The sequence below is a fragment of the Synechococcus sp. UW140 genome, assembly GCF_900474295.1.
Taxonomy (GTDB): Bacteria; Cyanobacteriota; Cyanobacteriia; order PCC-6307; family Cyanobiaceae; genus Synechococcus_C.
The window spans coordinates 25919-52049 of the sequence record NZ_UCOB01000030.1 but is presented as its reverse complement, the minus strand read 5'-3'; the positions used below and the strand labels follow the sequence as shown (position 1 = coordinate 52049).

Here is a 26131-nt window from a genome sequence, read left to right as displayed (position 1 = left end):
CCTTGAAGTTCTGATTCCTTGATGGCTCACGGTGAAGGTTTTGGAGACCCCTTTCCTGAGCTGCGCTGAGCTGAAGGAGCTGTTTCAGCCCCTTTCACCCAACCTCGCCGCCCTGCAATTAAGCAAGGGCCGGCTACTAGGGAAACTGCAGAGTTTCAGCTTCGGCGCTTTTCGCTGCACCCTGCTCGAAACCAACCAAAGCTTGTTTCTCAACGGCCAACGCAATCCACAAACCTGGACCCTGGCCATACCGCTGAACAACCCACTCCCGCACGATGCCTATCGCGCTCAAGGCGTGGTGATGCCTTGGCCGGGGCTGCTGGGCTACAACATCCAGCTCACCGATTTCGATCTACGCCTGCCGGCAGGCAGCCGGCTATGCACGTTGGTCATCGTCAAAGACGAGCTCCTAAAGCGTCATCCACAACAAAGGGGCTCACTCACTCTGCAACGGTGGCAAAACACCAATCAGCTCGAATTGCGGGCAGATCATGCGAACCAACTTCGCGATCAAATCGAGACCTTGATCAAGGAAGAGGGAAAAACAACCGACCCAAGCACAGCCGAGCGATTACTCAGTGCAGTGATCAACTGCTTTGACAACGAAGAGGCTGAGACGAGAGCCATCGAAAAGCGCCAAGCCCGCCACACAGCAGCCATCGAACTGCTGCATTGGTGCCATACCAACCCTTGTCAGAGCGTCACGGTGGAGGTCTTAAGTGAGGTGCTGTACCAATCGCGAACGTCCCTGTTCAAGGGATGCAAGGAGCATTTCAATCGCACACCGCTGCAAGTGCAGCGCGCCGTCCGCCTCGACGGCGTGCGCGAGCTGCTCTTGACGCCAAACAAACGCGGTCAACTCGGCCTCAAGGGAATCAAACAGGTGGCGCAGCACTATGGCTTTGCGAGCCAAAGCCATTTCACAAGGCGGTACAGCGAGGCCTTTGGTCAGCTGCCTCAACAAACGATCGAGGGCAATGACCCTGCAGAAGTGGCATAAGCCGCTTCAGAGCCAAATCGCGCACGATTGGGCTCTCCCATCGGTGCAATCAGCCGCAAAGCCTTCAAAATAAATCTGAGACTCTCCTGAGAGTTGCCTGAATACCGCACCAAAGCAACTCCATCCAACAGAGCCGCTGAGGTCATGCCCTCAGCGGCGAAAGCTCAGTGCGAGCACGAACAACCGCACAACCCGACAACCATTGTTGTCGCCCCTGGCCTTGCGCTTCCAGCACTTCGGCCTGAAGCAGCAACGGTCACGATTCAGCTTGAGGCGACAGCCAACCCTCTACGCACGATCACTGAGGCGCTCGAAGAACGACGCCAACAAGGCACACCAGCCAAAGAACTCCACCTCCTGGCACATGCCAACAGCCAAGGGATTCAGCTGGCTGACCAGTGGATCGATCAAGCCACCTTGTTGCGCCATGCCAGCGAACTAGCCCATTGGCAGATCAGCACCGTAGTGCTGTGGTGCTGCCAGATCGGCCGCAATCAAGACTTCATTGACCTATTCAAAGAGGTCACAGGAGCCGAGGTCTTCGCAAGCCAAAACAGCATCAACAAAGAAGCAATTAAGACGACCAATCAAGATGGAGGCACTCGCCAGCTTTCTGAACTAATTGAAAATAGTCAACTCCATACCTGGCAAGGTGATTTGGCATGGATTCAAATTGACGACGAAATCGAAGGCAGAATCAGCGGTGCCAGATGCGGTGATTCAGTTAGCCTCTCAGCCGACGGAAGCGTTCTAGCTGTTGGAAGCTGGGGAGATCGCACTCGGAGCAAAAACCAAGGAAGTGTTGCAACTTATACGTTAGACAATAACAATGAGTGGGAAGAAATTGAAATCATCGATGGGGGCAGGAAGCAAGATTTTTTTGGTGCCGAGGTAAGCCTCTCAGACGACGGAACAAGACTTGCCATTGGTGCGCCTAGAGATGACGACGGAGGCAACCTCTCCGGCACAGCCTCGATTTACGAGCTAACTGGAGGCAGCTGGGTCAGGCTAGGCGATCCAATTCCTGGCGTAACCGGCGTGCGCCTAGGAGCACAATTAGCACTATCGGGCGACGGAAGTACAGTCATTGTTGGGGCAATAAAACACAACTCTGGAAGAGGTTACGCAGGCATCTATACATGGAATGGGACAAGTTGGGCGCGAATCGGCAACAACATTAAAGGCACTCAGCGAAAAGAGTATTGCGGCTCATCTGTCGCAATATCACAAGATGGAACCCGAATCGCAATCGGATCGCCTGGATACGACTCCAGTAAGAACGACATGGGTCGCATCAGGGTTTACGACAAAACTGGCAGCAACTGGTCGCTTAAATTCACCATCGTTGGGGCTGTAAAGGGAGATAAAGCCGGAAGCTCAATCTCTCTATCAGACGACGGAAATATCATTGCAATTGGAGCACCTAAGCATAGCAAAAGTAAAGGCCATGTTCGTGTCTATGACATTAGCGGGTCTAGCAAAGTGCGGCTGGGGGCAGATATTGACGGCAATGCCGCTGGCCAACAGTTTGGTGGATCCGTCAGCCTCTCTGCAAACGGACAACGGGTAGCGATAGGTGCTCAGTGGGCCGATGGTGTAGTTGGCGACAACGCTGGTCGGATCAGAATCTATGACTATCAGAGCAGCAGCAACACCTGGTCAAAAGTTGGTTCAAACCTTGAGGGAGAATCAGCAGGCGATCGCGCGAGTGGTGCAGTTGGTGGAAGTGGAATAAGCCTCAGTGGCGACGGGCAAAGTGTTGCTATTGGGTCACAGTTTCATGATGGCAGTGCAGGTAAAGATTCTGGATACGCGAAAGTTTTTGCAGCCAGTGGTCTCACCATTACCCAGACCGGCACCACCGACGGCTCCGGCAATCTCCTCACCACAGAAACTGGCAATACATCCACATTCACCGTTGTTCTTGATGCCCAGCCCACAGCCAATGTTACCGTCGCCCTCACCGGCGATGATGACAGCGAGCATGCACTCAGCGCCTCATCGCTGACATTCACCGCAGACAACTGGGATACAGCTCAGACCGTCACCGTTACTGGCGCTGACGACAGCCTGGTGGATGGAGATATCACCACAACACTCACCGCCACCGCTTCCAATGCAGGTGGTTATGCCGGCACTGAAACAGCCACTACCACGGTCATCACAACCGACGATGACACCGCTGGGATCACCATTACCCAAACCGGCAGCACCGACGGCTCCGGCAATCTGCTCACCACAGAAGACGGAGACTCCTCAACCTTCACCGTTGAACTTGATTCCGAACCAACGGCGGATGTCAGCGTCTCCCTGACTGGCACTGATAGCAGCGAGCACTTACTCAGCCACTCATCGCTGACATTCACCGCAGACAACTGGGATACAGCTCAAACCATCACCGTCACTGGAATCGATGACACAACCCTGGATGGAGACATCACCACCACACTTACAGCCACCGCTTCCAACACCGGTGGATACGACGGCAACGAAGAGGCCACTACCACTGTCATTACAACCGACAACGAGACGGCTGGTATCACCATTACCCAGACCGGCATCACGGATGGCTCCGGCAACTTGCTCACCACAGAAGACAGTGGCTCCTCCACCTTCACTGTTGTTCTTGATGCCAAACCAACAGCCAATGTCACCGTCTCCCTCAGCGGCGATGACGACAGCGAGCATACGCTCAGCCACTCATCGCTGACGTTTACCGCAGACAACTGGGATACACCTCAAACCATCACCGTCACCGGAGTTGATGACGATGTTGATGATGGCGACATCACCACCACACTCACCGCCACTGCCTCCAACACCGGTGGATACGACGGCAGCGAAGAGGCCAGCACCACTGTCATCACAACCGACGACGACAGCGCCGGGATCACCATTACCCAGACCGGCAGCACCGACGGCTCAGGCAATCTGCTCACCGCAGAAGACGGTGACTCCTCCACCTTCACCGTTGTTCTCGATGCCAAACCAACAGCCAATGTCACCGTCTCCCTCAGCGGCGATGACGACAGCGAGCATACGCTCAGCCACTCATCGCTGACGTTCACCGCAGACAACTGGGATACGCCTCAAACCATCACCGTCACCGGAGTTGATGACGACGTTGTCGATGGTGACAGCATCACCACACTCACCGCCACTGCATCAGACACAGGTGGGTATGACGGCAGCGAAGAGGCCAGCACCACCGTCATTACAACCGACAACGAAACTGCTGGGATCACCATTGGGGGGAACGGCAGTAAAGATGACTCCGGCAATCTGCTCACCTCAGAAGGAGGGGGCTCATCCATATTCACTGTTGAACTTGATGCTCAACCCACGGCCAATGTCACGGTCACCCTCTCCGGAGATGACGACAGCGAGCATTGGCTCAGTCACTCAGAGCTGACGTTCACTGCAGATAACTGGGATACATATCAAACCGTCACCGTTACCGGAATTGATGATGATCTCGACGATGGCGACATCATTACCACACTCACCGCAACTGCATCCAACACAGGTGGATACGTAGGCGAAACAGCCACCACCACCGTCATTACAACCGACGATGACAGTTCCGGCATCGTCATTGTTCAAACCGGCAGTACTGATGGCTCCGGCAATCTGCTCACCACAGAAGCCGGTGACTCCTCAACCTTCAGCGTTGTTCTTGAGATCCAACCTTCAGAAAATGTCACCGTCTCGATCAGCGGCGATGACGGCAGCGAGCATACGCTCAGCCACACATCGCTGACGTTCACCGCAGACAACTGGGAGACGCCTCAAACCGTCACCGTCACTGGGGTTAATGACGATGTTGATGATGGCGACATCATCACCACACTCACCGCCACTGCATCCAACACAGGTGGATTCGACGGCAGCGAAGAGGCCAGCACCACTGTCATCACAACTGACGACGACAGCGCCGGGATCACCATTACCCAAACCGGCAGCACCGACGGCTCAGGCAACCTGCTCACCACAGAAGACGGTGACTCCTCGACCTTCACCGTTGAACTTAATTCCGAACCAACGGCGGATGTCAGCGTCTCCCTGACGGGCACTGACAGCAGCGAATATTCACTCAGCACCCCATCGCTGACATTCACCGCAGACAACTGGGATACGCCTCAAACCATCACCGTCACCGGAGTTGATGACGACGTTGTGGATGGCGACAGCATCACCACACTCACCGCCACTGCCTCCAACACCGGTGGATACGACGGCAGCGAAGAGGCCAGCACCACTGTCATCACAACCGACGATGACAACACCGGGATCACCATTACCCAAACCGGCAGCACCGACGGCTCAGGCAACCTGCTCACCACAGAAGACGGTGACTCCTCGACCTTCACCGTTGAACTTAATTCCGAACCAACGGCGGATGTCAGCGTCTCCCTGACGGGCACTGACAGCAGCGAATATTCACTCAGCACCCCATCGCTGACATTCACCGCAGACAACTGGGATACGCCTCAAACCATCACCGTCACTGGAGTTGATGACACCACCCTGGATGGAGACATCACCACCACACTCACCGCCACTGCCTCCAACACCGGTGGATACGACGGCAACGAAGAGGCCAGCACTGCTGTCATCACAACCGACAACGAAACTGCCGGAATCACCATTACCCAGACCGGCATCACTGATAGCTCAGGCAATCTGCTCACCACAGAAGACGGTGATTCCTCGACTTTCACCGTTGTTCTCGATGCCAAACCAACAGCCAATGTCACCGTCTCCATCACAGGCGATGACGACACGGAATACTCACTCAGCGACTCATCGCTGACGTTCAGCACCAGCAACTGGGATACACCTCAAACCGTCACCGTCACCGGAGTCGATGACACCACCATTGATGGAGACATCACCACCACACTCACCGCTTCTGCCTCCGCAACAGGTGGATTCGATGGCAGCGAAGAGGCCAGCACCACAGTCATCACAACCGATGACGACACCGCCGGGATCACCATTACCCAGACCGGTACCACGGACGGCTCCGGCAATCTGCTCACCACAGAAGCGGGTGACTCCTCCACGTTCACCGTTGTTCTTGATGTTCAACCCACGGCCAATGTCACTGTCAGCCTCAGCGGTGCTGATAGCACTGAGCATTCCCTCAGCCCTTCATCGCTGACATTCACCGCAGACAACTGGAATACAGCTCAAACCGTCAGCATCACTGGAGTTAATGACAGTCTTCAGGATGGTGACATCACCACCACACTCACCGCCACCGCTTCCAACACAGGTGGCTATGCAGGCACTGAAACAGCGACAACCACGGTCACAAACACTGACAATGACAATCCACCTTCAATTTCCGATCAAAGTGAAGATGTTCTAGAGAATATAAGCAGCGGCAGCGAGCTACTTGATCTGGATGACAATAATTCCGGCAATGATACAGATCAAGATGGTGATTCAATCACCTACTCAATCACAGATGGCAATGACCAAGACCTCTTTGAGATTGAATCCAATACGGGAAAAATATTACTAGCAGCGGGCAAATCTCTCGACCACGACAAGAGCGACTTACATACCTTAGAAATATCTGCAACGGATGGGACCCTGGCGACAACAGCAGAGATCAGTATTCATGTGATCGATGTCAATAATGCACCCGTAGCCGAAGCAGATAGTGAGTCCGTCAATGAAAATGAGACACTCAACATCACGGCAGCTTCCGGACTGATAATCAGCAACGACACTGATGAAGACGGGGACAGCTTGGTGATCAATAATTTCCATGCAGGTGTACTCAATACAACCTCACCACGCATCGGTCAATTCAACACAGCGCTCGATGGCGACTTTGGACAACTGACACTACAAACGGATGGATCATTCAGCTATACCGCCAACAAATCGACAGCAGATGCACTTGCCGGCGGAGAAACAGAAAGCGACATCTTTTCATACAGAGTTAGTGATGGAAAATTAACCGATTCAACCGAGCTCACGATCACCATTGCAGGCATCAATGACGCGCCATTTATGGTCGATGCCACGCGAACAAGAAGCTACGAAGAGGGAGTTGGTCTCGTTCGCGTGATTGATGGCAGCCTCGACATTCGCGATGTTGACGACATCAATATTGAGAGTGCCACAGTGACCATTGCCGAATTTTACGAGGAATCAGAAGACGAATTAGTTTTCGACAATACCGCTGATATCACAGGGTCTTGGGATTCCTCGACAGGCATCCTATCGCTAACAGGATCAACAACAACGTCGAACTACATCACTGCTCTTGAATCAGTCAAATACACTAACACGAACAACGATAATCCTACGACAGGCCCACGCACGATTGAATGGGTTGTGAACGACGGCGACGACAATTCAACTGTAGTCAGCACTAGCCTAATTGTTGGCGGAACCAATGATGCACCGACAGCCAGCAATGAAACAGCCAGTGTTGATGCCGACGACACAGTTTCAACATCAACGGAAGATAACGATAACCTTCTCATTAATGATACTGACCCAGATGATGGACAAACTCTAACAATCACCTCTTTTCGCCAAGGCAGCGAGCAAGAGTCGAACACGGGGTTTGCACCAGGCTCCACGCTGACCGGATCCTATGGCCAGATGACGATTGAAGCGGATGGATCCTACAGCTACACCGCCCAAGAAACAGCAGCCTATAAATTATTAGACGGAGAAATAGCCACAGAAACATTCACTTACACAATTACCGATGGACAAAGCGAAGATGAAGGCATCGATACCGGCGAAATTACGATCACAATTACGGGCACTAATGATGCGCCAACGGCATTAGATGATGCAGCCAATGTTGACGAAGACAGCTCCAAGCTATTCGCCGACTTCGCCGGCATCCTGAAAAATGACACCGACATTGATGGAGATCAACTTTACATCAAAAGCGTACATATTGGGGCTGAAATCAATAGAAACGACTTCCATCTCAATAGCCTTAGCACAGAGCTAGAAGGCAACTTTGGAACATTACTTGTGAACCCAGATGGCTCCTACCGTTACTCAGCCATACTCGCCGATGCACTAGATGAAGGCGACAAAGAAACTGACAGCTTCACATACACCCTCACCGATCTCACACATGATGACAGTGCAGAGATTGTCATTCAAATCACTGGTGTGAATGACGCACCCTCTCTTGACACGATTGAAACAGGCATAATACTTGATCTTGAGTATTCCAGTGCAATAACAAGCAACAACCTTTCCGGGCAACTCACCGCGTCTGACCCTGATGAATCGGCAGTACTGACCTATGGAATCAACTCAGTTAGCACAGTCACAACAAACCGAAATATTGCCAATAGCTTTTCGACAAATTTGATCAACGGGACCTATGGCCAACTTGAAGTCAACGCCACCACAGGTGAATACACTTACACTCCGAACAGTACAGCAGTAAACAACCTTACAGCGGGCCAATCGGCCACTGAAACATTTTCACTCTTTGTCAGCGACGGGAGCCTCACATCAACACAAACTTTTGATATTGAGCTCACAGGTTCTGCTGATGGAGGGCCCTCATCAGATGACGACTCTGATAGCAGTTCTTCTGATAGCAATTCGTCTGATACCAGCAAAGCAAGCAGCAGCTTGACTGACAGCAGCTCATTCGATCGCAACGTATCGAGCAGCAAGACGTCATTGGTCAATAGCAACGAAAGCATCATCGATGGATTTGATGCCTTAATTGGCCCTTTCTCTAGTGAGCAGAGCACTGGGTCAGTTGCATTTTCAAACTTTTGGGACAGGGCGGATGCATTCCAAGGAGCCTCCAATGAAATCGGCACGATCAACACACTTCCGATCAAGAGCACAAATCAAGGGGATAATGCCTTTTTGAAGGCTTTCGCGAGTGGGGAGGGCGGCATCACACAACGGTTCGCCACAGGCCACTTCAATTCAATCGAACAAAGCAACGGCATCCGATTGATGATGCCTAACTTCAGCAACCCCACTTGGCAACAGGATATTCCTGCAAGCAAAGAAGGGCAGATCCCCATGTTCGTGACCCTATTAGAGCAACCTAAACAAGCAACAATAGTGCAGCTAGGAGTCAATCATTCGTCGATCAACTTATCAACAAATACGCTTGCATTCACACCTCAAAACTGGAACAAAGCCCAGTCTGTCTGGATCGACATGAATGACCTTAACCCAGAAGAAGCCAACACTACAATTCAACTAGATACAACGTTAAAAACAGGAGACAGCCTGAATAAGGCTCAGACAGAAAGCCTGATCCTGACGCTGCCAAACCCCAAAGCTTGTCAAATTGAAGGCTGTGCAACTTCTGAGAATCAAACCCAACAAGCCTTAGACAGCGAGCAAAGCCTTGATCTAGAACTTGAAACGGTCAGAGAAGAAAATTCGCCTATCTTCCTGCTCATAAAAACCACACTATCACCCTTGATTCTTCTCACCAATATGGCCATGCACAGCATCAATCAGGCAAGAAGAATCCAGACAGAAACCGGCAGGACAAGATCACAAACTGAAGAAAAGGTCCAACACCCAGCCAAGCCAAGCATCAGTTCGAATCAGCACCTCGGAGAAGCAAGCAACACGTATGAAGCGATTGAGCTCACCAGCCAACACAACAGCAGCCACACGTTGCCAGACACCACACGCCTCCCATCGCTCACGCCAGCCTCAGCCACCCTTGCATCAACTGAACAGGACGGCATCGGTGTGATCTGGTGACGGCTGTTCAAGGCAACGGTGCCTGCCCCTCACCACGTCTGAACGAAAACCGCATCGCAGCCGCCAAGCCAGCAACCAGTTCCCAAGCACTCGGCTCTCAGAGCAGTCAGAACAACACTGCAGCGGCGGCCCACTTCCGATAATGGGGACATGACCCACAGTCCAGCCGCCACTGAAGTCTTCGACGTGATCGTCGTGGGAGGTGGGCATGCTGGCTGTGAAGCGGCGCTCACTGCAGCACGGCTGGGCCTGAACACGGCACTGTTCACCCTCAATCTCGACCGCATCGCCTGGCAACCCTGCAATCCAGCCGTGGGCGGACCGGCCAAAAGCCAGCTGGTGCATGAAGTGGATGCCCTCGGAGGGGTGATCGGCCGCCTCGCCGATGCCACAGCCATCCAGAAGCGAATCCTCAACGCCAGCCGCGGCCCTGCCGTGTGGGCCCTGCGCGCTCAAACCGACAAGCGGCAGTACTCACGCCAGATGCTGCAGCTGCTGCAACACACCCCCAACCTGGCCCTGCGCGAGGCGATGATCACCGGTCTGAACATTGAGGGCGACCCCACCGGTGGCGGTGAAAGCTGGGATCCCAGCCAGGGGCCAGTCGCCCAGATCACAGGGGTTTGCACCTATTTCGGCAGCGTTTACAACGCCAAGGCCGTCGTGCTCACGGCTGGCACCTTTTTGGGTGGCCGCATCTGGGTCGGCCATCAGTCCATGGCTGCCGGCCGGGCCGGGGAACAGGCTGCCGAAGGCCTCACTGAAGCTCTGCAGCAGCTTGGCTTTCACACCGACCGACTCAAGACCGGCACCCCTGCCCGTGTGGATCGGCGCAGCATCGCTCTCGATCAACTGGAAGAGCAACCCAGTGACGCTGCCGACCGCTTTTTCTCCTTTGATCCCGCTGCCTGGGCCAGCGGTGAGCAGATGAGCTGTCATCTCACCCGCACCACGGCGACCACCCACCAACTGATCAGAGACAACCTTCATCTCACGGCGATCTACGGCGGCGTGATCAACAGCAAAGGACCCCGGTACTGCCCCTCGATCGAAGACAAGATCGTGCGCTTCGCCGACAAAGACAGCCACCAGATCTTTCTGGAACCGGAAGGACGCGACACCCCCGAGATCTATGTGCAGGGCTTCTCCACCGGCCTGCCTGAACCGATCCAGCTGCAGCTGCTGCGCAGCCTGCCCGGGCTTGAGCAGTGCGTGATGCTGCGCCCTGCCTACTCGGTGGATTACGACTACCTGCCCGCCACCCAGCTGCTGCCGTCGCTGGAGACCAAACGGGTGGGGGGGTTATTCAGCGCCGGCCAGCTCAACGGCACCACCGGTTATGAGGAAGCTGCCGCCCAGGGCCTGGTGGCAGGACTGAATGCCGCCCGCCGTATCCGTGGCCAGGAGGCGGTGCACTTCCCCCGCGAAGGCAGTTACATCGGCACGATGATTGACGACCTGGTGAGCAAAGATCTACGCGAGCCCTACCGGGTGCTGACCAGCCGCAGTGAGTACCGGCTGGTGCTTCGAGGCGATAACGCCGATCGGCGCCTTACGCCCCTGGGTCGAGAACTGGGGCTGATCGACGACCGCCGCTGGCAACTGTTTGAAGAGAAGCTCAAGGCGATGGAGGCTGAAAAGCAACGTCTAGAGACCCAACGCCTCAAGGTGAGCGATCCGGTCGCCCCTGCGGTAGAGGCGGAAACCGGCGCCCCAATCAAAGGATCCATCACCTTGGCGGATCTCCTGCGCCGACCGGGGATGCATGCCGCTGATCTGGTACGTCATGGCCTGGCCGACCTTGCTCTGCCCTTGCCGGTGCGGGAAGGGGCCGAGATCGACATCAAATACAGCGGTTATCTCCAACGCCAGCAGCAGCAGATCGATCAGGTGAAACGCCAACGCCAACGCAAATTGCCAGACGCGATCGATTACGCCGCCATCGGCACTCTCTCCCGGGAAGCCCGGGAAAAGCTTGCGGCCGTCCGCCCCCTCACCCTCGGCCAGGCCAGTCAAATCCCTGGGGTGAGTCAGGCCGACCTCACTGCCCTGCTCGTATGGCTGGAGCTGCAGCAACGACGCAACCAATCAACCGATCCGCAACTCGCCCCAAGCGCAAACTCTCGATAGCGTTGAAGCCCGGGTCGATCCGCCATGGCCTCTTGCATCACCCGATCCAGGGCTTTCTGGAACCTGCGCGCTGAACAGGTGATGGACCAAGTGTTCATGAAATCGGACAGCACCCTCCATGCCGTGCGAGTGGCGGTCGATCCCGACCAGCCACCACGACGCAGCGAGAGCGGAGCAACACGCCAGCAGCAGCAGCAGCGCAATGGACTGCTGATCAGCGCAACCGTGATGGCAGGGCTTGGGCTGAGTAGCAGCCTCTGGCTGGCCCACAACTGGCAGCGATCCCTACAGGCGCTCAACCGTGAACGCGACCTGCAGATGATCGAGCGACTGCGCCACTTGCCTGTCAACACGCCAGCGAATCAGGCATCAAAGGCTGACACCACCCCAACAGCCGCGCCTGTATCCATCGCTGATGCAGCCAACGCTGATGCTGTGCCAACCATCGCAAGCGCCGAACTCCAACCCCTCACCATTCCTCTGGCGGGCACACTTCCCATCCCCGACGCCCTACCCAGTTCCGAGGAGGAAGCAGCGCTGCTGATGGCACCCGCCGAACCACTCCTGGTGGGCGTCGTGCATGCGGGCGGAGGCCAGGGCTCAGCAATCTTCCAACTCGATCAACTCTCACTATCGGCATCACCGGGAGAGGCGATCGGCAACAGCGGCTGGCAGCTGCGGTCGGTCCAAACCAATGGAGCCGTGATTGAACGCGATGGTGACGTTCGCAACCTGAGCGTGGGAGGAGCGTTCTGAACCAACCCAGCACCCTTCTTCCCTCGCCAACACCCCTGTGGGAAGCAGCAACTGCCGCAGTGCTGCGTGGCGAGGGGCCAAGCCCTCTATCAGGACCTTGGCGCTTAATGCTGCTGGGAGATGGCAGCCCTACACGCCATCTGCGACTGCTGACCGGCCACCCGGTGGCTGTGCGACTGGTGGCGATGGAACCGGAACCGGAATCGCCCGGCAGCCAACCATCCCAGCTGCCGCGCGAGGTCAGAGAGCTGGAGCCACCCCTGCTGCGTCGTCAGGTCTGGCTTGACTGCGGCGGCCAGACCCTGGCCTGGGCAGAAAGCTGGTGGAACCAAACCGAAGCCGAACAACATCTACGCGACCGCAACCTGCCGATCTGGCTCAGCCTCACCCAAGGGCGTTCGGAACTGTTCCGAGAGGTCGATGGCTTGGCTCTGGTGCAGAGCCCATGGCTGGAGGAGGGCTTCGCGCAGCAAGGACCCTTCTGGAGTCGGCACTACCGCTTCTTCCGCCAAGGCCGGGAACTGACCGTGATTCGCGAGGTGTTCAGCCCACGGCTTGAACAATGGCTCGGCCCTGCACCTCGCCAACCCCTTCACCTCATTTCATAAACAAATCGGGAGGTTTGTCCCGATTCGCCCTTGACAAGTTGCGCCTCAATGTGCATTCCGGATCATGGGTGCAGTCATTCGGCGTTTCCTATGGCAACCCCCACCTGGCTGAGCCTCACCGAATTGGGGCAGTTGTTCGGCATCTCCTCAACCCACTGCGGACGGGCCCTGGATCGCCTCGGCTGGCGCGATCGCCACGGCCGACCGACAACGACCGCAGTGGAGGCCGGCGCCGCAACAGCCACAGGATCCAGCCTGCAACCACGCAATGCCGTTTGGAACACAAAAATCTGCTCCACCCTGCTGCAGAGCCAGGGTTACAAACGCATCAGCCGCTCCCAACACGTGAAGCAATGGGTGGCTCTGCTGGAGGCACTGAGCGAAGGGTCGGCCTCGATCACCACGACCCCTGAACAGATGGCGCAAGATCTTCCCGCTGAACTCGTCAATGATGTCAACACCCAGCTCAGCCGCCGAGGCTGCCGCTTTCAGGCTGCGCTGAACACCAGCGTCTGAGCTGATTCAGGATCGCCGGCGACTGGAGCGGGGCAAGGCACGACGGCCAGCCACCGGTCGCTGGGGTGATGACGGCGAAGCCACAGCATCCGACGCAGCCGGGGAAGGCTGAGACTGGGCTCTTGCCTGGGAACGCTGCCAGCGCTCCACTCGGAAACTGTCATCATCCGGCCAGGCATCGTCCCTGTTCTGAACAGGCCGGCCAGAGGAAACGGATGAGGTCGCACCCGGCGGCGTCACAACCGCAGGCTCATTCGCAGCAGCGATGAGAGGGGGCTGACGCCTGGAAATCGCCTGCAACCGCCGTTTGCCGCCAGTGCTGACGGCACGGCTGTCCCCAGCAATGGCATCAAAACGAGCGGAGGAACGGTCGCGAACGGTTCGAGCCGCCGACTCTGGCTCCCAGGGCTCACGCCAGTCATCCTCTTCATCAAGCAGCCAATCAATCTTGTCTCCCACCCAGCGACCGACAGCATCGAGGCTGGCCCCAGACGAGCGACCGGCACGCCCAGACACCCCACTGCGACGACCTGGCCGGGTGCCTGCCACACCATCCACGAGTTGCCGACCGGTCTCGAGCCACTGATCCAGCCGGCGATCGAGCTGATCATCACGGCGCGGCCTTGACTGGCGCGGAGAGGGCTGACGTCTGGACTCCATACCGATGACGTTAACGACGACGGCGAGCTAGCCAACGCTCACGCCTGCAACCAATCAACGCGATCGACATCCCACACACCTGCAGGACCAAAAGGAACTGATTCATTTCAGCCATCAACGTCGGAGACAGACGGGACGATCGGCTCGAAGCGCAGCAGGCAGCTGGCATGCCAGACCCCGCCATGATGCCGTTCACAGCAAGGGCGACAGGCCGCATTACGGACTTTGCGACGGTAAGGGACCGCACGGCCACAACAAGGGCAGACCGCCATCCAGCGAGCCGGCTTGACCGGTACCGGAAAGCGGTGCCGCACACTCACCTCAAAGCGACTCTGAGTGCGGTTGATCTGGGCCATGCGCGCACGAAAGTTGGGGCCATGGCTTTCCTCAACCCTGAGCACCAGATCCACCCAGGCGTGAATCATCTCGTGACAGAGCGTGCTTTCGGTGGCGGAGCGGGGCAGAGGATCCAGCAGCGGTCGCGACAACACAATCTCCCGTCCCAGCGGTGGGGCCACACCTGGCCCACGCCGATACATCCCTGCCGTGCGCCGCATCCGACCATCACTCCAACGCACCGACAGCACTGGCTGCACACCATGGACCAGCGCACCATCGAAGTGCTCCCGGTTGAGCCGATGAAACAGGGGCAACAACGGCTCCAGAGGCATGGCAGAAGCGAAGCAGCGCAGCGATCAAACGCGAGCAGTCTGACCGTCATGGGCAACCGTCAGTCAGACTTATTGGCAATCTCAAGCGTGCAGCGTCAATGGATGTGGCTCTGGTTCGGGACATCGGAAGCAAGGCCTTGCTGGCCGGAGCCGGAGCCCTGCTTCTGTACTGGACAATCACCGCTGTGAAGCTGGTGCTCAGCGCCCGCGGCATCAATCCGTTGATCAAGCAGTTCTTCACCCAAGTGGCGGCAGGACGAATTGATGCTGCCTATCTGCTCACCACCAAGAGCTATCGCCAACATGTCAATCGTCAGCAGTTCATCCGCTTCCTGGCGGGGTTAAAACTGAACCGCTTCCGCAACCTCAAGTCAGGCCGTCCACGCATGCAGGAAGGCGACATCATCCTCACCGTGAAGCTGAAGTCAGACAACGACGAAGAGCTGCCACTGGACTTCACCTTCACAAAGATGGATGACGCCTGGCGCATCGCCAGGATTAATCAGGTGAACAGCTGAACATCGACCACTTCACTGAACGATGACGGCAGCATCCGCGGAACGAGCCAGGGAACTGCGCAACCTGCTCAACACCGCCGCTCACGCCTATTACGTTCTGGATGCACCCGTGATGGAGGATCCGGTCTACGACCGGCTCTACAGGGAGTTGCTGGATCTGGAGGCCACGAATCCGAGCCTGGTCACAGCCGACAGCCCCAGCCAACGGGTGGGTGGCACTCCAGCCGAGGGATTCAGCAGTGTGCGGCATCGCATCGGCCTGCTCAGCCTTGATAACGCTTTCAACAACGAAGAGCTGAGGGCCTGGTACAACCGCCTGCTGCGGGTGCTCGACCGCGAGCCCCCGCCGGATCAGCCGCCACCAGCTCTTGCAATGGTGGGAGAACTGAAAATCGATGGCAACGCGCTCGCCCTTAGTTATGAGAACGGCGTGCTGGTGCAAGCAGCAACCCGCGGCGATGGCGAGCAAGGAGAGGAGATCACCGCCAACGTGCGCACGATCGGATCGGTGCCACTCCGGCTGCAGCTGGAGACTCCCCCGGCCTGGCTAGAGGTGCGTGGCGAAGCCTTCATTCCCGATGGCACCTTTGCCGCGATCAACGCCGAACGCCAACAACGCGGCGAAGCCCTGTTTGCCAACCCCCGCAACGCCTGCGCCGGCACCCTGCGCCAGTTGGATCCGAAGGTGGTCTCAGCCCGCCGACTCGATTTCTTCGCTTACACCCTTCACCTCCCAGACGACTGGAAGGGTCCACGACCCATCAGTCAGTGGGATTCACTCCACTGGCTGAGGGATGCAGGCTTCAAGGTGAATCCCAATGCAGAGCTCCTTCCCGACCTTGCAGCCGTGGAAGCATTTTTCACCAGCTGGGACAGCGGCCGCCGCCAGTTGGACTACGCCACCGATGGGGTGGTGGTCAAGCTCAATGCTCTCCGGCTCCAGGATGCGGCCGGCTTCACCCAGAAAGCCCCCCGCTGGGCCATCGCCCTCAAATACCCGGCCGAAGAAGCCCCCAGCCGCTTGCTCCGCCTGGCCTGTCAGGTGGGTCGCACCGGTGTCATCACTCCCGTTGCTGAATTCGAACCAGTGCCGCTGGCCGGCACCAGCGTCAGCCGTGCCACGTTGCACAACGCCGACCGGCTGGAAGAGCTGGATCTCCATAGCGGAGACACGATTGTGGTGCGTAAGGCCGGCGAGATCATTCCCGAAGTGGTGCGGGTGCTGCCGGAACTCCGACCGCAGAATGCCCACCGCCTGGAACTCCCCCACACCTGCCCTGAATGCGGGTCCGAATTGGTGCGTGAGCAAGGCGAAGCCGCCACCCGCTGCGTCAACAGCAGTTGTCCAGCCATCCTGCGCGGTGCCCTGCGCCACTGGGTCAGCAAAGGTGCGCTGGATGTGGACGGCCTCGGCAGCAAATTGATTGAACAACTGGTGGATAGAGGTTTGGTGCAATCGATCGCCGACCTCTATCGCCTGGATGCAGCCTTACTGGGAAGCCTGGAACGCATGGGCCAGAAAAGTGCTGAGAATCTGATCCATGCGCTTGAACGCTCCCACAACCAAGGGTGGGCACGTCAGCTGTATGGGCTTGGCATCCACCATGTGGGTGAAGTGAACGCCAAAGCGCTCTGCGCCAGCTTCCCGAACGCTGCCGCCCTGCAGACTGCCGCGTGCTCCGCACCCGAGAGCATCACGGCGGTGTTCGGCATCGGTGCTGAAATTGCCCAGAGCCTGCAGCAATGGTTTTCCAATCCTGCCAACCTGGAGTTGTTGGATGCCCTGCGCACGCTGGGTTTCAGCCTGGCCCTCAATGATGAGGAGCGGGCCCGGTCTGAAGCCTCCAACGCCAACCGCCATCTCGCTGGCAGCAGCTTCGTGCTGACGGGAACCCTGCCCACCCTGACGCGATCACAGGCGAAGGAGCTGATCGAAGCCGCCGGTGGCAAAGTGAGCGGATCTGTCAGCAAAAAGACCAGTTACGTGGTGGCAGGCGACGAGGCCGGAAGCAAATTGGAAAAAGCCAAGACGCTTGGGCTCTCGATTCTTGATGAATCAGCACTGCAGACTCTGCTGAAGCCGACTCAATCCAACCCAATCTCTTGACCCGATGGGCATCCTGCTCCGACGTGCACTGCAGAACATCTCCGGGGAATGGCAACTAAACCTGGAGAACCGAGTCCCCCGCGAGGAGCTTTACCAGGCCCGCATTGCCTCCTCCAAACCGTCCCTGGGCTTTTTCGTACTGCTCATCTGCTCAGCCGTCATTGCCACCCTCGGACTGATCGCCAACAGCACCGCAGTGGTGATCGGCGCGATGATCGTGGCGCCATTGATGGAACCGATCCTCAGCCTGGCTTTCGGGCTCACGGTCTCCAACAACATGCTGGCAAAACGCTCAGCAATCACGGTGCTGATTGGCGTGATCACAGTGGTGTTCACATCCTGGTTGTTGTCTTCTCTGTTTGGAGCCAGCGAGATCAACCGGGAGATCACGAGTCGCACAGCGCCCAACCTGATCGATTTAGTGATTGCCGTTGCAGCCGCGGTAGCCGGTGCCTTCACAATCACCCGAGATCGCTTATCCAATTCGATCGCTGGCGTTGCCATCGCGGTGGCACTCGTCCCACCCCTCTGCGTGTGTGGAATCGGCCTGAGCCTCGGGGCTGAAGTGGTTGCTGTCTTTGGTCGCGGCACCGTGACAGGGTTGAGCAATCAAGTATCCGAGGGCTCGTTCCTGCTCTTTCTCGCCAACCTGATTGGCATCACCGTGGCCAGCATTGTGGTCTTCATGGTGCAGCGCTACGGAAGCCCGAGACGAGCATGGCGACAACTCCTGGTGTCTCTGGGCTTGCTTGGCCTGCTCTGCATCCCTCTCTCATCATCACTGCATGACTTCAGCGTGCGCCAGCTAATCAACAATCGATTCACCAATTTCAAGGCCGGCATTATTCAAAATGGATCCACTGTGAGCGAAAACCCTTCGCTATGGAAGCGCGTCAAACTGCTTTACAGCAATGTGCGCGTCAGCAAAAACGATGCAACCGTTGACCTGGTTCTCCACGTTCCCGGCAAATTAATTGACGAGGTGACATCGGAACAGATCGACAAAGATATCGCAAATCGCATCAAAAATGATTACAAAGTTGATGAGGTTAATGTCAACATAAGCCTAATTCCAACCCAAATTATTCACTACAACCTCGAGAATAAACTAGCTCGATGACATCACCCCTCTTGCATCGCTGGATCAAAACCGAATGCGGTAGGGCTAAATACACCGAATTAGCGGCCCGGCCGGGGGCTCTGGCCAAGCTGAGACTGGGATGGTTTGTTCTGGTCGCCGCACTGCGCGACTGGCGTCTGCCAACGGCTTAAGACTGGGTGCCCTCAGCCTTCAAGGCCCGTTGAGCGGCACGACCCACCAGCCAAACTGCAGCGATCGTGGCCACCACTCCCACCACCCGAAGCGCCCAGGCACCGGGAGAGGCCTCACCCGCCAGCACATCACCAAAGCGGGCCACATCACCGGCAAGCGCACCCAGGGCACAGAACAGCACGGTGCCGGGAAGGATGCCAAGCAAACCCAAGCTGTAGTCGCGCAGGCTCACATCGCTGAGCCCATAGGCCAAATTCAGCAAAGAGAAGGGAAAGGCAGGCGAGAGCCTGGTGAGCAAAACGAGCTTGAGCCCCTCACGGCTCACACCACGCTCAACAGCCTGCAACGTCGGCACGCTGGCCAACCGCTTCTGGGCCCAGTCGCGCAGCCAATGGCGCCCCAGCAGAAAAGTGGCTTCTGCCCCCAGGCAGGCGCCCACAAACACCAGCACGCTTCCCCACCAGGCGCCGTAAAGCGCACCCGCGAGCATCGAAGCCCAGACGCCTGGCAGCAACAGCGTGACCCACAGGGCATAGAGCGGGATGAAGAGCACGCCGCCGAGGGGAGTGCGCAGAACATCCAGTGCGGGCGTCAGCATTGAAAGGAAATCAGCCAAAAGCCCACAGCGTCATGCCGCGGCCATGCTGACCGATCAGCCGATCAGCGGTGAATGATTCCGAAAAGGCAAGCTTTCTATCCAACCCCGCTCGCTTTGCAGAGAGATGGCAAGACTGCAGGCATCACATCGTTAGCGCGATGGCAGCCCGTCGATGTCACTGGAGCTTGGTTGGCCTGAGCAGCTTGCTAGCGGCTTTGCTCAGTGCCTGCAGCCAGACAGCACCCTCCCTGCCACGGGTGCTGCGAGTCGCGAGGAGCACCTCCGATCCCGGCAACCTGAATGTGGACGAGACGGTGCGCAGTCGCCGGGTGATCAAGCAAGTGCAGGCGCTTGTGCAGGAGTTCGACCCTGGCCTGCATCTGCATCCCAGCAGCTTTTCGGAAGCCAACCTGGAACGGGAGATCGCCCGCCAGACCAACAGTGGACTGGGGCCGGATCTGATCATCACCAACGGCAACACCGCCCTGGCTCTACTACACAACAAACTCACCGATCCGATCCCGCTGTCAGCTGACGAACGGGCCCAGATCTCATCGCTGGCCCTGAATCGAATCACCACAGCTGAAGGGCAGATCGCCGGCTTACCCGTGAGCCAGTACGTGCAGCTGGCCTGTTACGACAAACGCCGACTGCCAGAGCCGCCCGCAAGCCTCGATGCACTGGCCAAAGCCAGTGGCAAGGGCAAGGTGTTTGGGCTGGCCATGCACTTAGAAGATCTCTACTGGACCCTGGGCGGCTTCGAAGCCACAGCAGCTCTGCAGATGATGTTGGATCGTGGCAGTCCCAGCAATGACAACAAACGCCGCTTAAACGCCTGGCTGGGCTGGCTTCAAAACGCCAGCTTTCAGCAAAACGTGCTGTTCCTCAACAACCAGGTGGATCTGAGGGAGCAACTGATCAAGGGGCAACTCGACTGGATCACCTGCTGGAGCTCCCAGTTACCTCAGCTGCGCACGGCCCTGAAAGAGAACCTGGGAGTGACCACCCTGCCCAGCGGCCCGCTCGGCAAAGCAACACCAATCACGCGCATGCAGGTGTGGGCCCTCGGACTCAATTCAAGCTCCCGACAACGCGCCGACAGCATGCGACTGCTGGCCTTCATGGTTGAACCCTGGGCTCAGAAAACATTGGCGCTGAAATACCGCACCTCCTTTCCCATCAATCCCAAAGTGATGCCGATCGTGCAGCGCCAGTTGGCGACAGAACGCCATCTCGACCCGGCTCAATTAGAGCTCGGACTCACCAACAAACCCAGCACCCATCACGCCAATGCATTACTGAGTGCCATCAGTTCCGATCCCCAGAGGATGACGGCGGTGAGCAACGTGCTCAACAACGTGATCTTCGGAACAGTCAATACCAAGGAGGCATCCATGGCGCTGGAGCAAGCCTTAGCAGGAGCAAAGCCATGATCCTGCTGCCTTGGCTTGGCGAGGTCGCACCGGGAGCGGTCGGCGAGGAACTGCTCAGTTGGATGGTGTATCTGCAGCGGGGATCTGTGCTTCTGCAGCTGGCGGTGGTGATCGGTCTGCCGATCACGATGCATCGATTCAGAGATCGACACCTCGAGCCCCTGCGCAACCATCCAAACCTGCAGAGCCTCGTTGGCCCGTTATTGCTGTTGCTGATCAGCGTGGTCTTCTCCCTGCTGCTGCAACCGAGTGGTCTGATTCGCTATTTCGCCCTGCTTTGGCTCGGATGGAATTTGTTCACGCCACTGAAAACACTGCTGCTGCACTTCAACAGCACATTCCCGGTTAACGAGCTGGAGAGCACGTTCCTCAAGCCTGTCTATGTGATTCTCTCCATCCTGTCGTTCATCAGGCTGATGGGCAGCCTCGAGAACCTGTCACGGATTCCCGTGGCCAATCTTTTTGGCGTTGAACTGAGCTTGGGGAAGATCTACACCGCCATTGTTGCCGTGTACATCATCCTCACGGTGGCCTCGAGGCCAGCAGCGTTCTTGGCCTGGATCAGTGGAAAGGTCTTCGGAGTGAAGAGCCAAAACCGCAAAGGCCTAGAGCTCATCTTCCGCTACAGCGTGATCGGCGTCGGCCTTCTGGCCGTGGCTTACTACGTGGGCATCGACGGCAACGCCTTCATCGCTATCGCCGGCGGCTTATCGGTCGGCATCGGTTTCGGCATCAAAGAAATCATCTCTAATTTCATCAGCAGCATCTGGTTGCTGTTTGAAGGCTCGGTCAGGCCCGGAGAGATCCTGATGATTAACGGTGATCCCTGCACCGTGCGCAATCTCGGCCTCCGGGCCACCCAGCTCCGCCGCGGCCGGGATGGGGCGGAGCTGCTCATCCCCAACCAAAACTTCTTCACCGAAGAGGCGATCTCATACACCGCCACGGAGACCTCAAGACGCGACTCCGTCAACGTGGGCGCTGCCTATGACCATGACCCAGAGCAGGTGGTGGAGTTGCTGGAAGCCATCGCCACAAACCACCAGCAAGTGCTCAGCTATCCACCACCTCAGGCCTTCGTCACCGACTTCGCTGATTCCGCCGTGAACTATCGCCTGCTGTTCTGGGTGGCGAATCCACTTCAGTCGTTCAACGTCGGCAGCGAACTGCGTCAGGCGATCTGGAAACGTTTTCAAGAAAAGGAAATCACCATCCCCTTCCCCCAGCGGCAGGTGTACCCAATGGAATGGCCACCAAGCAACCAGACAAGCCTGCGACCACAACTGCAAGCTGAGCCCAATCTTGAGCCAAGAACTGAAGGAGAGATGGACTAAATTCGCGACCGCAACGCTTCGGTCTCATTCCAGATCTCCATTCGGCCAAGAGATTCAACTTGGAATTCCTGCAGACCAACACCGGCCTGTTGGTCGGAAGCTTGGCTCTGGTCGCAGCCTGGCTCTTGCTGCAACTGTTGAGCCGCCATGGCCGCAACATGGGAAGCCACCTGGCGGCAGCACTCAGACGTCCTGTTCTGTTTGGGCTCGGGGTGTCGCTGTATGCAAGCTGGATCATCCATCAGCTCAATGAAGACCTTGGGCTGGGGCTGCTGGTGCAAGCCGAAGTCAACCGGATCTCCACAACCCTTGTCATCGCCAGCATCACCTGGGCCGTGATGAATGTCGGCCAGACCGTACTGCTGTCGGCATCGATGCGGCGCTGGATCCACATCGAAGATCAGCAAGATGAGTCAATGCTGATCAATGTGATGAGCAGGCTTTACACAATTGTGGTGTTGGTGATCGCCACTGCAGCCCTGATGGTGAACTTTGGAGTTCCCTCTGGCGCAATTGCCACGATGCTCGGCGGCGCTGGCATCGGCTTCTCCTTTGCCACCCAGCAGATCAGCCAGAACTTCCTCTCTGGCTTCATGCTGTTTTTCAATCGGCCCTTCAGGGAAGGCGACTGGATCAACGCTAATAACCTGGAAGGAACAGTTGAAAAGATTGGCTGGTACTACACACGAATTCGCACATTTGATCGCCGACCTCTTTACATTCCGAATTCTCTATTTGCAACCAATCCAATTCAAAATCCTGGCGAAATGTACAACCGCAGGATTCTTGCAAATATCAGCCTTCGCTATGAAGATCTAGGGACAATCAATGGCATCACCCAAGAAGTTCGCAGCCTCTTGCAACAGCATCCAGATATCGACCAAAGCCAGTCCATCCTCGTCAACTTCAACGAGTGGGATGCCTCATCGATCAACATGATGGTTTACTGCTTCACAAAAACAACGATATGGAAAGATTGGCTTGATATTCAGCAATCGATCTTTCTGGATATCGCTGCCGTCGTTCAGCGCAGCGGTGCCGATTTTGCCTTTAATTGCACAACACTCTATCCAGCGCCTGGCTCCGATTCAAATGCAATCAATCAGTCACTGAATCGAAGCGATCAGACGGCATCAAGCCAAACAGCCTGAATCCAGAATCCATCAGCCCGCCAACCAACCCTCTCTCAAGAGAATGCAACCAGCTCCATCGCGGCTAACTCGATGCTGAGGTGTAGTGACGCAAGGCAAACATCCAGAAAGCACGTGCCGCGGTGAAGAAGCCAGTGGCCAAAACCATGCCTAAGGCCAGCAACGGCAATGACACCCGGCCCAACAACACCTCGGCAGGGACCGTGGTGAGAAACGCCACCGGCAGCACCAAGGTGAACAGAAGCCGTAGCGGTGCGGGGTAGGCCTCGATCGGATAACGGCCCGAGGCCAACAGAGCGCGCAGCACTTCAGTGGCATTCCAGGTCTTCACGAACCAGATGCTTGTGGCAGCGATCAGAAACCAGAGGGAATAGAGAATCACTCCCCCAACCATCAACATCACCAGCACAGTGATCAGCACAGCTGGCGTGAACACAACACCGGATTGGTGTGCTCCCCAGCCAGCCAGGCCCAGCCCGAGAGCCACTTCCGACAAGCCCGCTGGAGTAAACGTCCGCAGCGACACCCAAAACTGACTGTCGATCGGCTTGAGCAGCACGAAATCCAGAGTGCCCTCACGCACATGGGTCACGATCGAGCCGAGATTGGGCCGCAGCCAGGTGCTGCTCATGCCATCAAACACGGTGTAAAACCCTTGCACCATCAGGGCCTGGTTCCAGCTCCATCCGCCAAGCTCACGGCCTGGGCCAAAAAACAGGGACAACAGCAGCAGGCTGCCGCCCAGGCTGAAGGACACCGCCAGCAGTTCGATCAGCGCATTCGCCTGATACTCCAGCTGGGTCGCCAAAGCCGTTCCCCAGAACCGTCGCAAGGTTCGCCAGTAACGCCCCATCTCAAGCCCCCATGGCGCTATAGCGCCGCACGCCGGCCCGCCACAGCAACAACACCAATGGCAACAGCAGCAGCACCCAGCCCAGCTGTGCTGCAAAACCCGCAGCCAAATTGACCGGATCCCCCGAGAGCACCCGAGCAGGAAAATCAATCAGATAGGGGAAGGGGGTCCACTGCACCCAGGCCCGCACAGCTGGAGGAAATGCCGTTAGCGGGGCGAGCAGCCCTGAAAAGAACAGGAAGGGAAGAAACAACAAGCGCTCCAGAGCCGTAGCTTTCTCACTCCAGAAACAGAGAGAAGCGATCAGGCTCTGGAGCAAAAAAGCGATCGCAAACGCCATCCAGGTGGCGATCCAGGCCAGGACAAAGCCTCCGAGAGACGGCACCCAGAACGCCTGGGGCTGAATCACAAAGAACAGCGCAGCGATCAACGCCGCAAAGGGCAAGCGCGTGAGCTGTTCGCCAAGATGCCCAGCCACATAGCGCCAGAGAGGATGCAAGGGCTGTATGAGGTAGGGCGACAACCTTCCCAACAGCGCATCCTCCTCAAAGGCGTAAACCACCCACACCACCGAAAACTGGCGCACCAGAAAAGCACTCAGGAAATATCGGTCCAGAGCGACCCCGTCCAACCCCAGCTCGGCCCGCGCCGCACTACCGCTCCAGAGGCTGAGCATGATGAAGGGCAGCACTCCAGAGAGAGCCCAAAGGGCGATCTCAGCTCGGTACTCCAACATGTGGGCGTATTGACTGCTCAACAGCGCCCGGATGATGCGCCAGTTGAGCCCAAAGACCCTCATCAGAGACTCCCCTGACGGAACAACTCACCGATCAGCTGATCGATGGGTGGATCATTCACTTCCAGATCCCGAACTTCAAAACGCTCAAGGATCTGAGCCACCACGCTGGTGAGCGCAGCCGGGTCCACTCTGAGATTGACCTCGCAGTTTTCAAGACGGTCAAGCTGACCCAAACCAGTGAAGGCCTCCGCTGGAGCCGGCTGTTCCAACTCAAGCCGCACATGGCGCTCCGGCGCTAAGCGACTGGCCAGACGATCCAAAGCACCATCGTGGAACAACTGCCCCTGGTGGATGAGCATCACCCGTGGACACAATGCCGTGATGTCGGCCATGTAATGGCTCGTGAGCAAAACAGTGGCTCCAGTGCGGCGGTTGTAGTCCGCCAGAAACTGACGCACCCGCATCTGGGCGTTCACATCCAGCCCCAGCGTCGGTTCATCCAGAAACAACACCTCCGGCTCATGCAGCAGAGCTGCCAGCAACTCCGCCTTCATGCGCTGTCCAAGCGACAATTTGCGCACCGGTCGGGTGAGCTCCTCCCCCAGCTCAAGCAGATCCGACAGCTCGGCGATCCGTCTGCTGGCAACGCGATCCGGAATGCCGTAAACCGCTGCATTAACGCGCAGCGAATCCATTGGCGGCAAATCCCAGATCAGTTGTTGCTTCTGGCCCATCACCAGCGTGATGCGCCGCAGGAAATCGGGATGGCGACGTTGGGGCCGATGACCCGCCACCAGCACCTCGCCGGCGCTGGGATGGATCAAGCCACACAGCATTTTGAGCGTGGTCGTTTTGCCGGCACCATTGGCGCCGAGAAAGCCCACCATTTCACCGGGAGCGATGGCAAACGACACATCCCTCACCGCCGACACCTCACGATGGCGACGGCGCAGAAAGTGCTGCAGGGTGCCAGCGAGACCGGGTTGCTTATCGGCAACCCGATAGGTCTTGCTCAGCCCTTCAACCGAAATCAGCGAGGAAT

At 57.2% G+C, this 26131-nt stretch carries 20 protein-coding genes; 14 read left to right on the top strand and 6 right to left on the bottom strand.

Features of this window, described 5'->3' with window-relative positions; genetic code table 11:
* Positions 1 to 31: 31 nt before the first annotated feature.
* The 7 genes from DXY10_RS12565 to DXY10_RS12540 all read left to right on the top strand — a co-directional run bounded on the left by DXY10_RS12565 (position 32) and on the right by DXY10_RS12540 (position 13752).
* On the top strand, positions 32 to 1000 hold the full coding sequence (locus DXY10_RS12565; RefSeq protein WP_115019790.1) for a helix-turn-helix transcriptional regulator: 969 nt from the start codon (positions 32 to 34) through the stop codon (positions 998 to 1000).
* Positions 1001 to 1144: 144 nt separating this feature from the next.
* Positions 1145 to 9742, top strand: a complete 8598-nt coding sequence (locus DXY10_RS12560) for a VCBS domain-containing protein (RefSeq protein WP_136989212.1) — start codon at positions 1145 to 1147, stop codon at positions 9740 to 9742.
* Complete coding sequence (locus DXY10_RS14675; RefSeq protein WP_170955842.1) at positions 9739 to 9885, top strand: hypothetical protein; 147 nt, start codon at positions 9739 to 9741, stop codon at positions 9883 to 9885. Before DXY10_RS12560 ends, DXY10_RS14675 begins: the two co-directional genes overlap by 4 nt.
* A gap of 7 nt (positions 9886 to 9892) precedes the next feature.
* Positions 9893 to 11872, top strand: a complete 1980-nt coding sequence (mnmG, locus tag DXY10_RS12555) for a tRNA uridine-5-carboxymethylaminomethyl(34) synthesis enzyme MnmG (RefSeq protein ID WP_115019788.1) — start codon at positions 9893 to 9895, stop codon at positions 11870 to 11872.
* A gap of 24 nt (positions 11873 to 11896) precedes the next feature.
* Complete coding sequence (locus DXY10_RS12550; protein WP_115019787.1) at positions 11897 to 12628, top strand: hypothetical protein; 732 nt, start codon at positions 11897 to 11899, stop codon at positions 12626 to 12628.
* A gap of 35 nt (positions 12629 to 12663) precedes the next feature.
* Positions 12664 to 13236, top strand: coding sequence for a chorismate lyase (locus tag DXY10_RS12545; protein ID WP_170955846.1), 573 nt, complete (start codon positions 12664 to 12666; stop codon positions 13234 to 13236).
* A 90-nt stretch (positions 13237 to 13326) separates the two neighbouring features.
* On the top strand, positions 13327 to 13752 hold the full coding sequence (locus DXY10_RS12540; RefSeq protein WP_115019785.1) for a hypothetical protein: 426 nt from the start codon (positions 13327 to 13329) through the stop codon (positions 13750 to 13752).
* A gap of 6 nt (positions 13753 to 13758) precedes the next feature.
* On the opposite strand, the gene DXY10_RS12535 is transcribed toward DXY10_RS12540, so the two are convergent.
* On the bottom strand, positions 13759 to 14412 hold the full coding sequence (locus tag DXY10_RS12535) for an RNA helicase (RefSeq protein ID WP_115019784.1): 654 nt from the start codon (positions 14410 to 14412) through the stop codon (positions 13759 to 13761).
* A 107-nt stretch (positions 14413 to 14519) separates the two neighbouring features.
* Complete coding sequence (locus DXY10_RS12530; RefSeq protein WP_115019783.1) at positions 14520 to 15083, bottom strand: SprT family zinc-dependent metalloprotease; 564 nt, start codon at positions 15081 to 15083, stop codon at positions 14520 to 14522.
* Positions 15084 to 15181: 98 nt separating this feature from the next.
* Between DXY10_RS12530 and DXY10_RS12525 the strand changes: the two genes are divergently transcribed.
* The 4 genes from DXY10_RS12525 to DXY10_RS14670 are packed head-to-tail and all read left to right on the top strand — an operon-like array spanning position 15182 to position 18980.
* A complete protein-coding gene (locus DXY10_RS12525; protein ID WP_115019782.1) occupies positions 15182 to 15601 on the top strand; it encodes a hypothetical protein in 420 nt (139 codons plus the stop codon).
* Positions 15602 to 15623: 22 nt separating this feature from the next.
* On the top strand, positions 15624 to 17708 hold the full coding sequence (ligA, locus tag DXY10_RS12520) for an NAD-dependent DNA ligase LigA (RefSeq protein ID WP_115019781.1): 2085 nt from the start codon (positions 15624 to 15626) through the stop codon (positions 17706 to 17708).
* Between the two features lie 4 nt (positions 17709 to 17712).
* On the top strand, positions 17713 to 18828 hold the full coding sequence (locus DXY10_RS12515; protein ID WP_115019780.1) for a TIGR00341 family protein: 1116 nt from the start codon (positions 17713 to 17715) through the stop codon (positions 18826 to 18828).
* Positions 18825 to 18980 (top strand): hypothetical protein, encoded by a 156-nt coding sequence (locus DXY10_RS14670; RefSeq protein WP_170955841.1) that lies wholly within the window; start codon positions 18825 to 18827, stop codon positions 18978 to 18980. The genes DXY10_RS12515 and DXY10_RS14670 overlap by 4 nt, the downstream gene beginning before the upstream one ends.
* Here DXY10_RS14670 and DXY10_RS12510 read toward each other — a convergent pair.
* Positions 18977 to 19579, bottom strand: a complete 603-nt coding sequence (locus DXY10_RS12510; RefSeq protein WP_115019824.1) for a TVP38/TMEM64 family protein — start codon at positions 19577 to 19579, stop codon at positions 18977 to 18979. The two genes, DXY10_RS14670 and DXY10_RS12510, sit on opposite strands and share 4 nt — an antisense overlap.
* 158 nt (positions 19580 to 19737) lie before the next feature.
* On the opposite strand from DXY10_RS12510, the gene DXY10_RS12505 reads away from it, so the two are divergent.
* From DXY10_RS12505 to DXY10_RS12495, 3 genes are all read left to right on the top strand, one after another.
* Complete coding sequence (locus tag DXY10_RS12505) at positions 19738 to 21012, top strand: extracellular solute-binding protein (protein WP_115019779.1); 1275 nt, start codon at positions 19738 to 19740, stop codon at positions 21010 to 21012.
* The gene (locus DXY10_RS12500) at positions 21009 to 22346 is read left to right on the top strand and encodes a mechanosensitive ion channel family protein (RefSeq protein WP_115019778.1); all 1338 of its coding nucleotides are present in this window, start codon (positions 21009 to 21011) and stop codon (positions 22344 to 22346) included. The genes DXY10_RS12505 and DXY10_RS12500 overlap by 4 nt, the downstream gene beginning before the upstream one ends.
* Positions 22347 to 22684: 338 nt before the next feature.
* Positions 22685 to 23497, top strand: coding sequence for a mechanosensitive ion channel family protein (locus DXY10_RS12495; RefSeq protein WP_371411159.1), 813 nt, complete (start codon positions 22685 to 22687; stop codon positions 23495 to 23497).
* A 64-nt stretch (positions 23498 to 23561) separates the two neighbouring features.
* Here the strand turns inward: DXY10_RS12495 and DXY10_RS12490 are convergent, their stop codons facing one another.
* Genes DXY10_RS12490 through DXY10_RS12480 form a run of 3 tightly spaced genes read right to left on the bottom strand, consistent with a single transcriptional unit; the run spans position 23562 to position 26123 of the window.
* Complete coding sequence (locus DXY10_RS12490; protein WP_115019777.1) at positions 23562 to 24350, bottom strand: ABC transporter permease; 789 nt, start codon at positions 24348 to 24350, stop codon at positions 23562 to 23564.
* A gap of 1 nt (position 24351) precedes the next feature.
* Positions 24352 to 25149, bottom strand: a complete 798-nt coding sequence (locus DXY10_RS12485; RefSeq protein ID WP_115019776.1) for an ABC-2 family transporter protein — start codon at positions 25147 to 25149, stop codon at positions 24352 to 24354.
* Positions 25149 to 26123, bottom strand: coding sequence for an ATP-binding cassette domain-containing protein (locus DXY10_RS12480; RefSeq protein ID WP_115019775.1), 975 nt, complete (start codon positions 26121 to 26123; stop codon positions 25149 to 25151). Before DXY10_RS12480 ends, DXY10_RS12485 begins: the two co-directional genes overlap by 1 nt.
* Positions 26124 to 26131: the final 8 nt, after the last annotated feature.

What these genes read in the sequence shown, in the direction of transcription:
- DXY10_RS12500 (WP_115019778.1), top strand. Translation starts at nt 21,009, where the DNA reads ATGATCCTGCTGCCTTGGCTTGGCGAGGTCGCACCGGGAGCGGTCGGC.
- DXY10_RS12515 (WP_115019780.1), top strand. Translation starts at nt 17,713, where the DNA reads ATGGGCATCCTGCTCCGACGTGCACTGCAGAACATCTCCGGGGAATGG.
- DXY10_RS12530 (WP_115019783.1), bottom strand. Translation starts at nt 15,083, where the DNA reads ATGCCTCTGGAGCCGTTGTTGCCCCTGTTTCATCGGCTCAACCGGGAG.
- DXY10_RS12495 (WP_371411159.1), top strand. Translation starts at nt 22,685, where the DNA reads ATGAATGTCGGCCAGACCGTACTGCTGTCGGCATCGATGCGGCGCTGG.
- DXY10_RS14670 (WP_170955841.1), top strand. Translation starts at nt 18,825, where the DNA reads ATGACATCACCCCTCTTGCATCGCTGGATCAAAACCGAATGCGGTAGG.
- ligA (WP_115019781.1), top strand. Translation starts at nt 15,624, where the DNA reads ATGACGGCAGCATCCGCGGAACGAGCCAGGGAACTGCGCAACCTGCTC.
- DXY10_RS12490 (WP_115019777.1), bottom strand. Translation starts at nt 24,350, where the DNA reads ATGGGGCGTTACTGGCGAACCTTGCGACGGTTCTGGGGAACGGCTTTG.
- DXY10_RS12485 (WP_115019776.1), bottom strand. Translation starts at nt 25,149, where the DNA reads ATGAGGGTCTTTGGGCTCAACTGGCGCATCATCCGGGCGCTGTTGAGC.
- DXY10_RS12510 (WP_115019824.1), bottom strand. Translation starts at nt 19,579, where the DNA reads ATGCTGACGCCCGCACTGGATGTTCTGCGCACTCCCCTCGGCGGCGTG.
- DXY10_RS12525 (WP_115019782.1), top strand. Translation starts at nt 15,182, where the DNA reads ATGGATGTGGCTCTGGTTCGGGACATCGGAAGCAAGGCCTTGCTGGCC.
- DXY10_RS12505 (WP_115019779.1), top strand. Translation starts at nt 19,738, where the DNA reads ATGGCAGCCCGTCGATGTCACTGGAGCTTGGTTGGCCTGAGCAGCTTG.
- DXY10_RS12540 (WP_115019785.1), top strand. Translation starts at nt 13,327, where the DNA reads ATGGCAACCCCCACCTGGCTGAGCCTCACCGAATTGGGGCAGTTGTTC.
- DXY10_RS12560 (WP_136989212.1), top strand. Translation starts at nt 1,145, where the DNA reads ATGCCCTCAGCGGCGAAAGCTCAGTGCGAGCACGAACAACCGCACAAC.
- mnmG (WP_115019788.1), top strand. Translation starts at nt 9,893, where the DNA reads ATGACCCACAGTCCAGCCGCCACTGAAGTCTTCGACGTGATCGTCGTG.
- DXY10_RS12550 (WP_115019787.1), top strand. Translation starts at nt 11,897, where the DNA reads ATGGCCTCTTGCATCACCCGATCCAGGGCTTTCTGGAACCTGCGCGCT.
- DXY10_RS12535 (WP_115019784.1), bottom strand. Translation starts at nt 14,412, where the DNA reads ATGGAGTCCAGACGTCAGCCCTCTCCGCGCCAGTCAAGGCCGCGCCGT.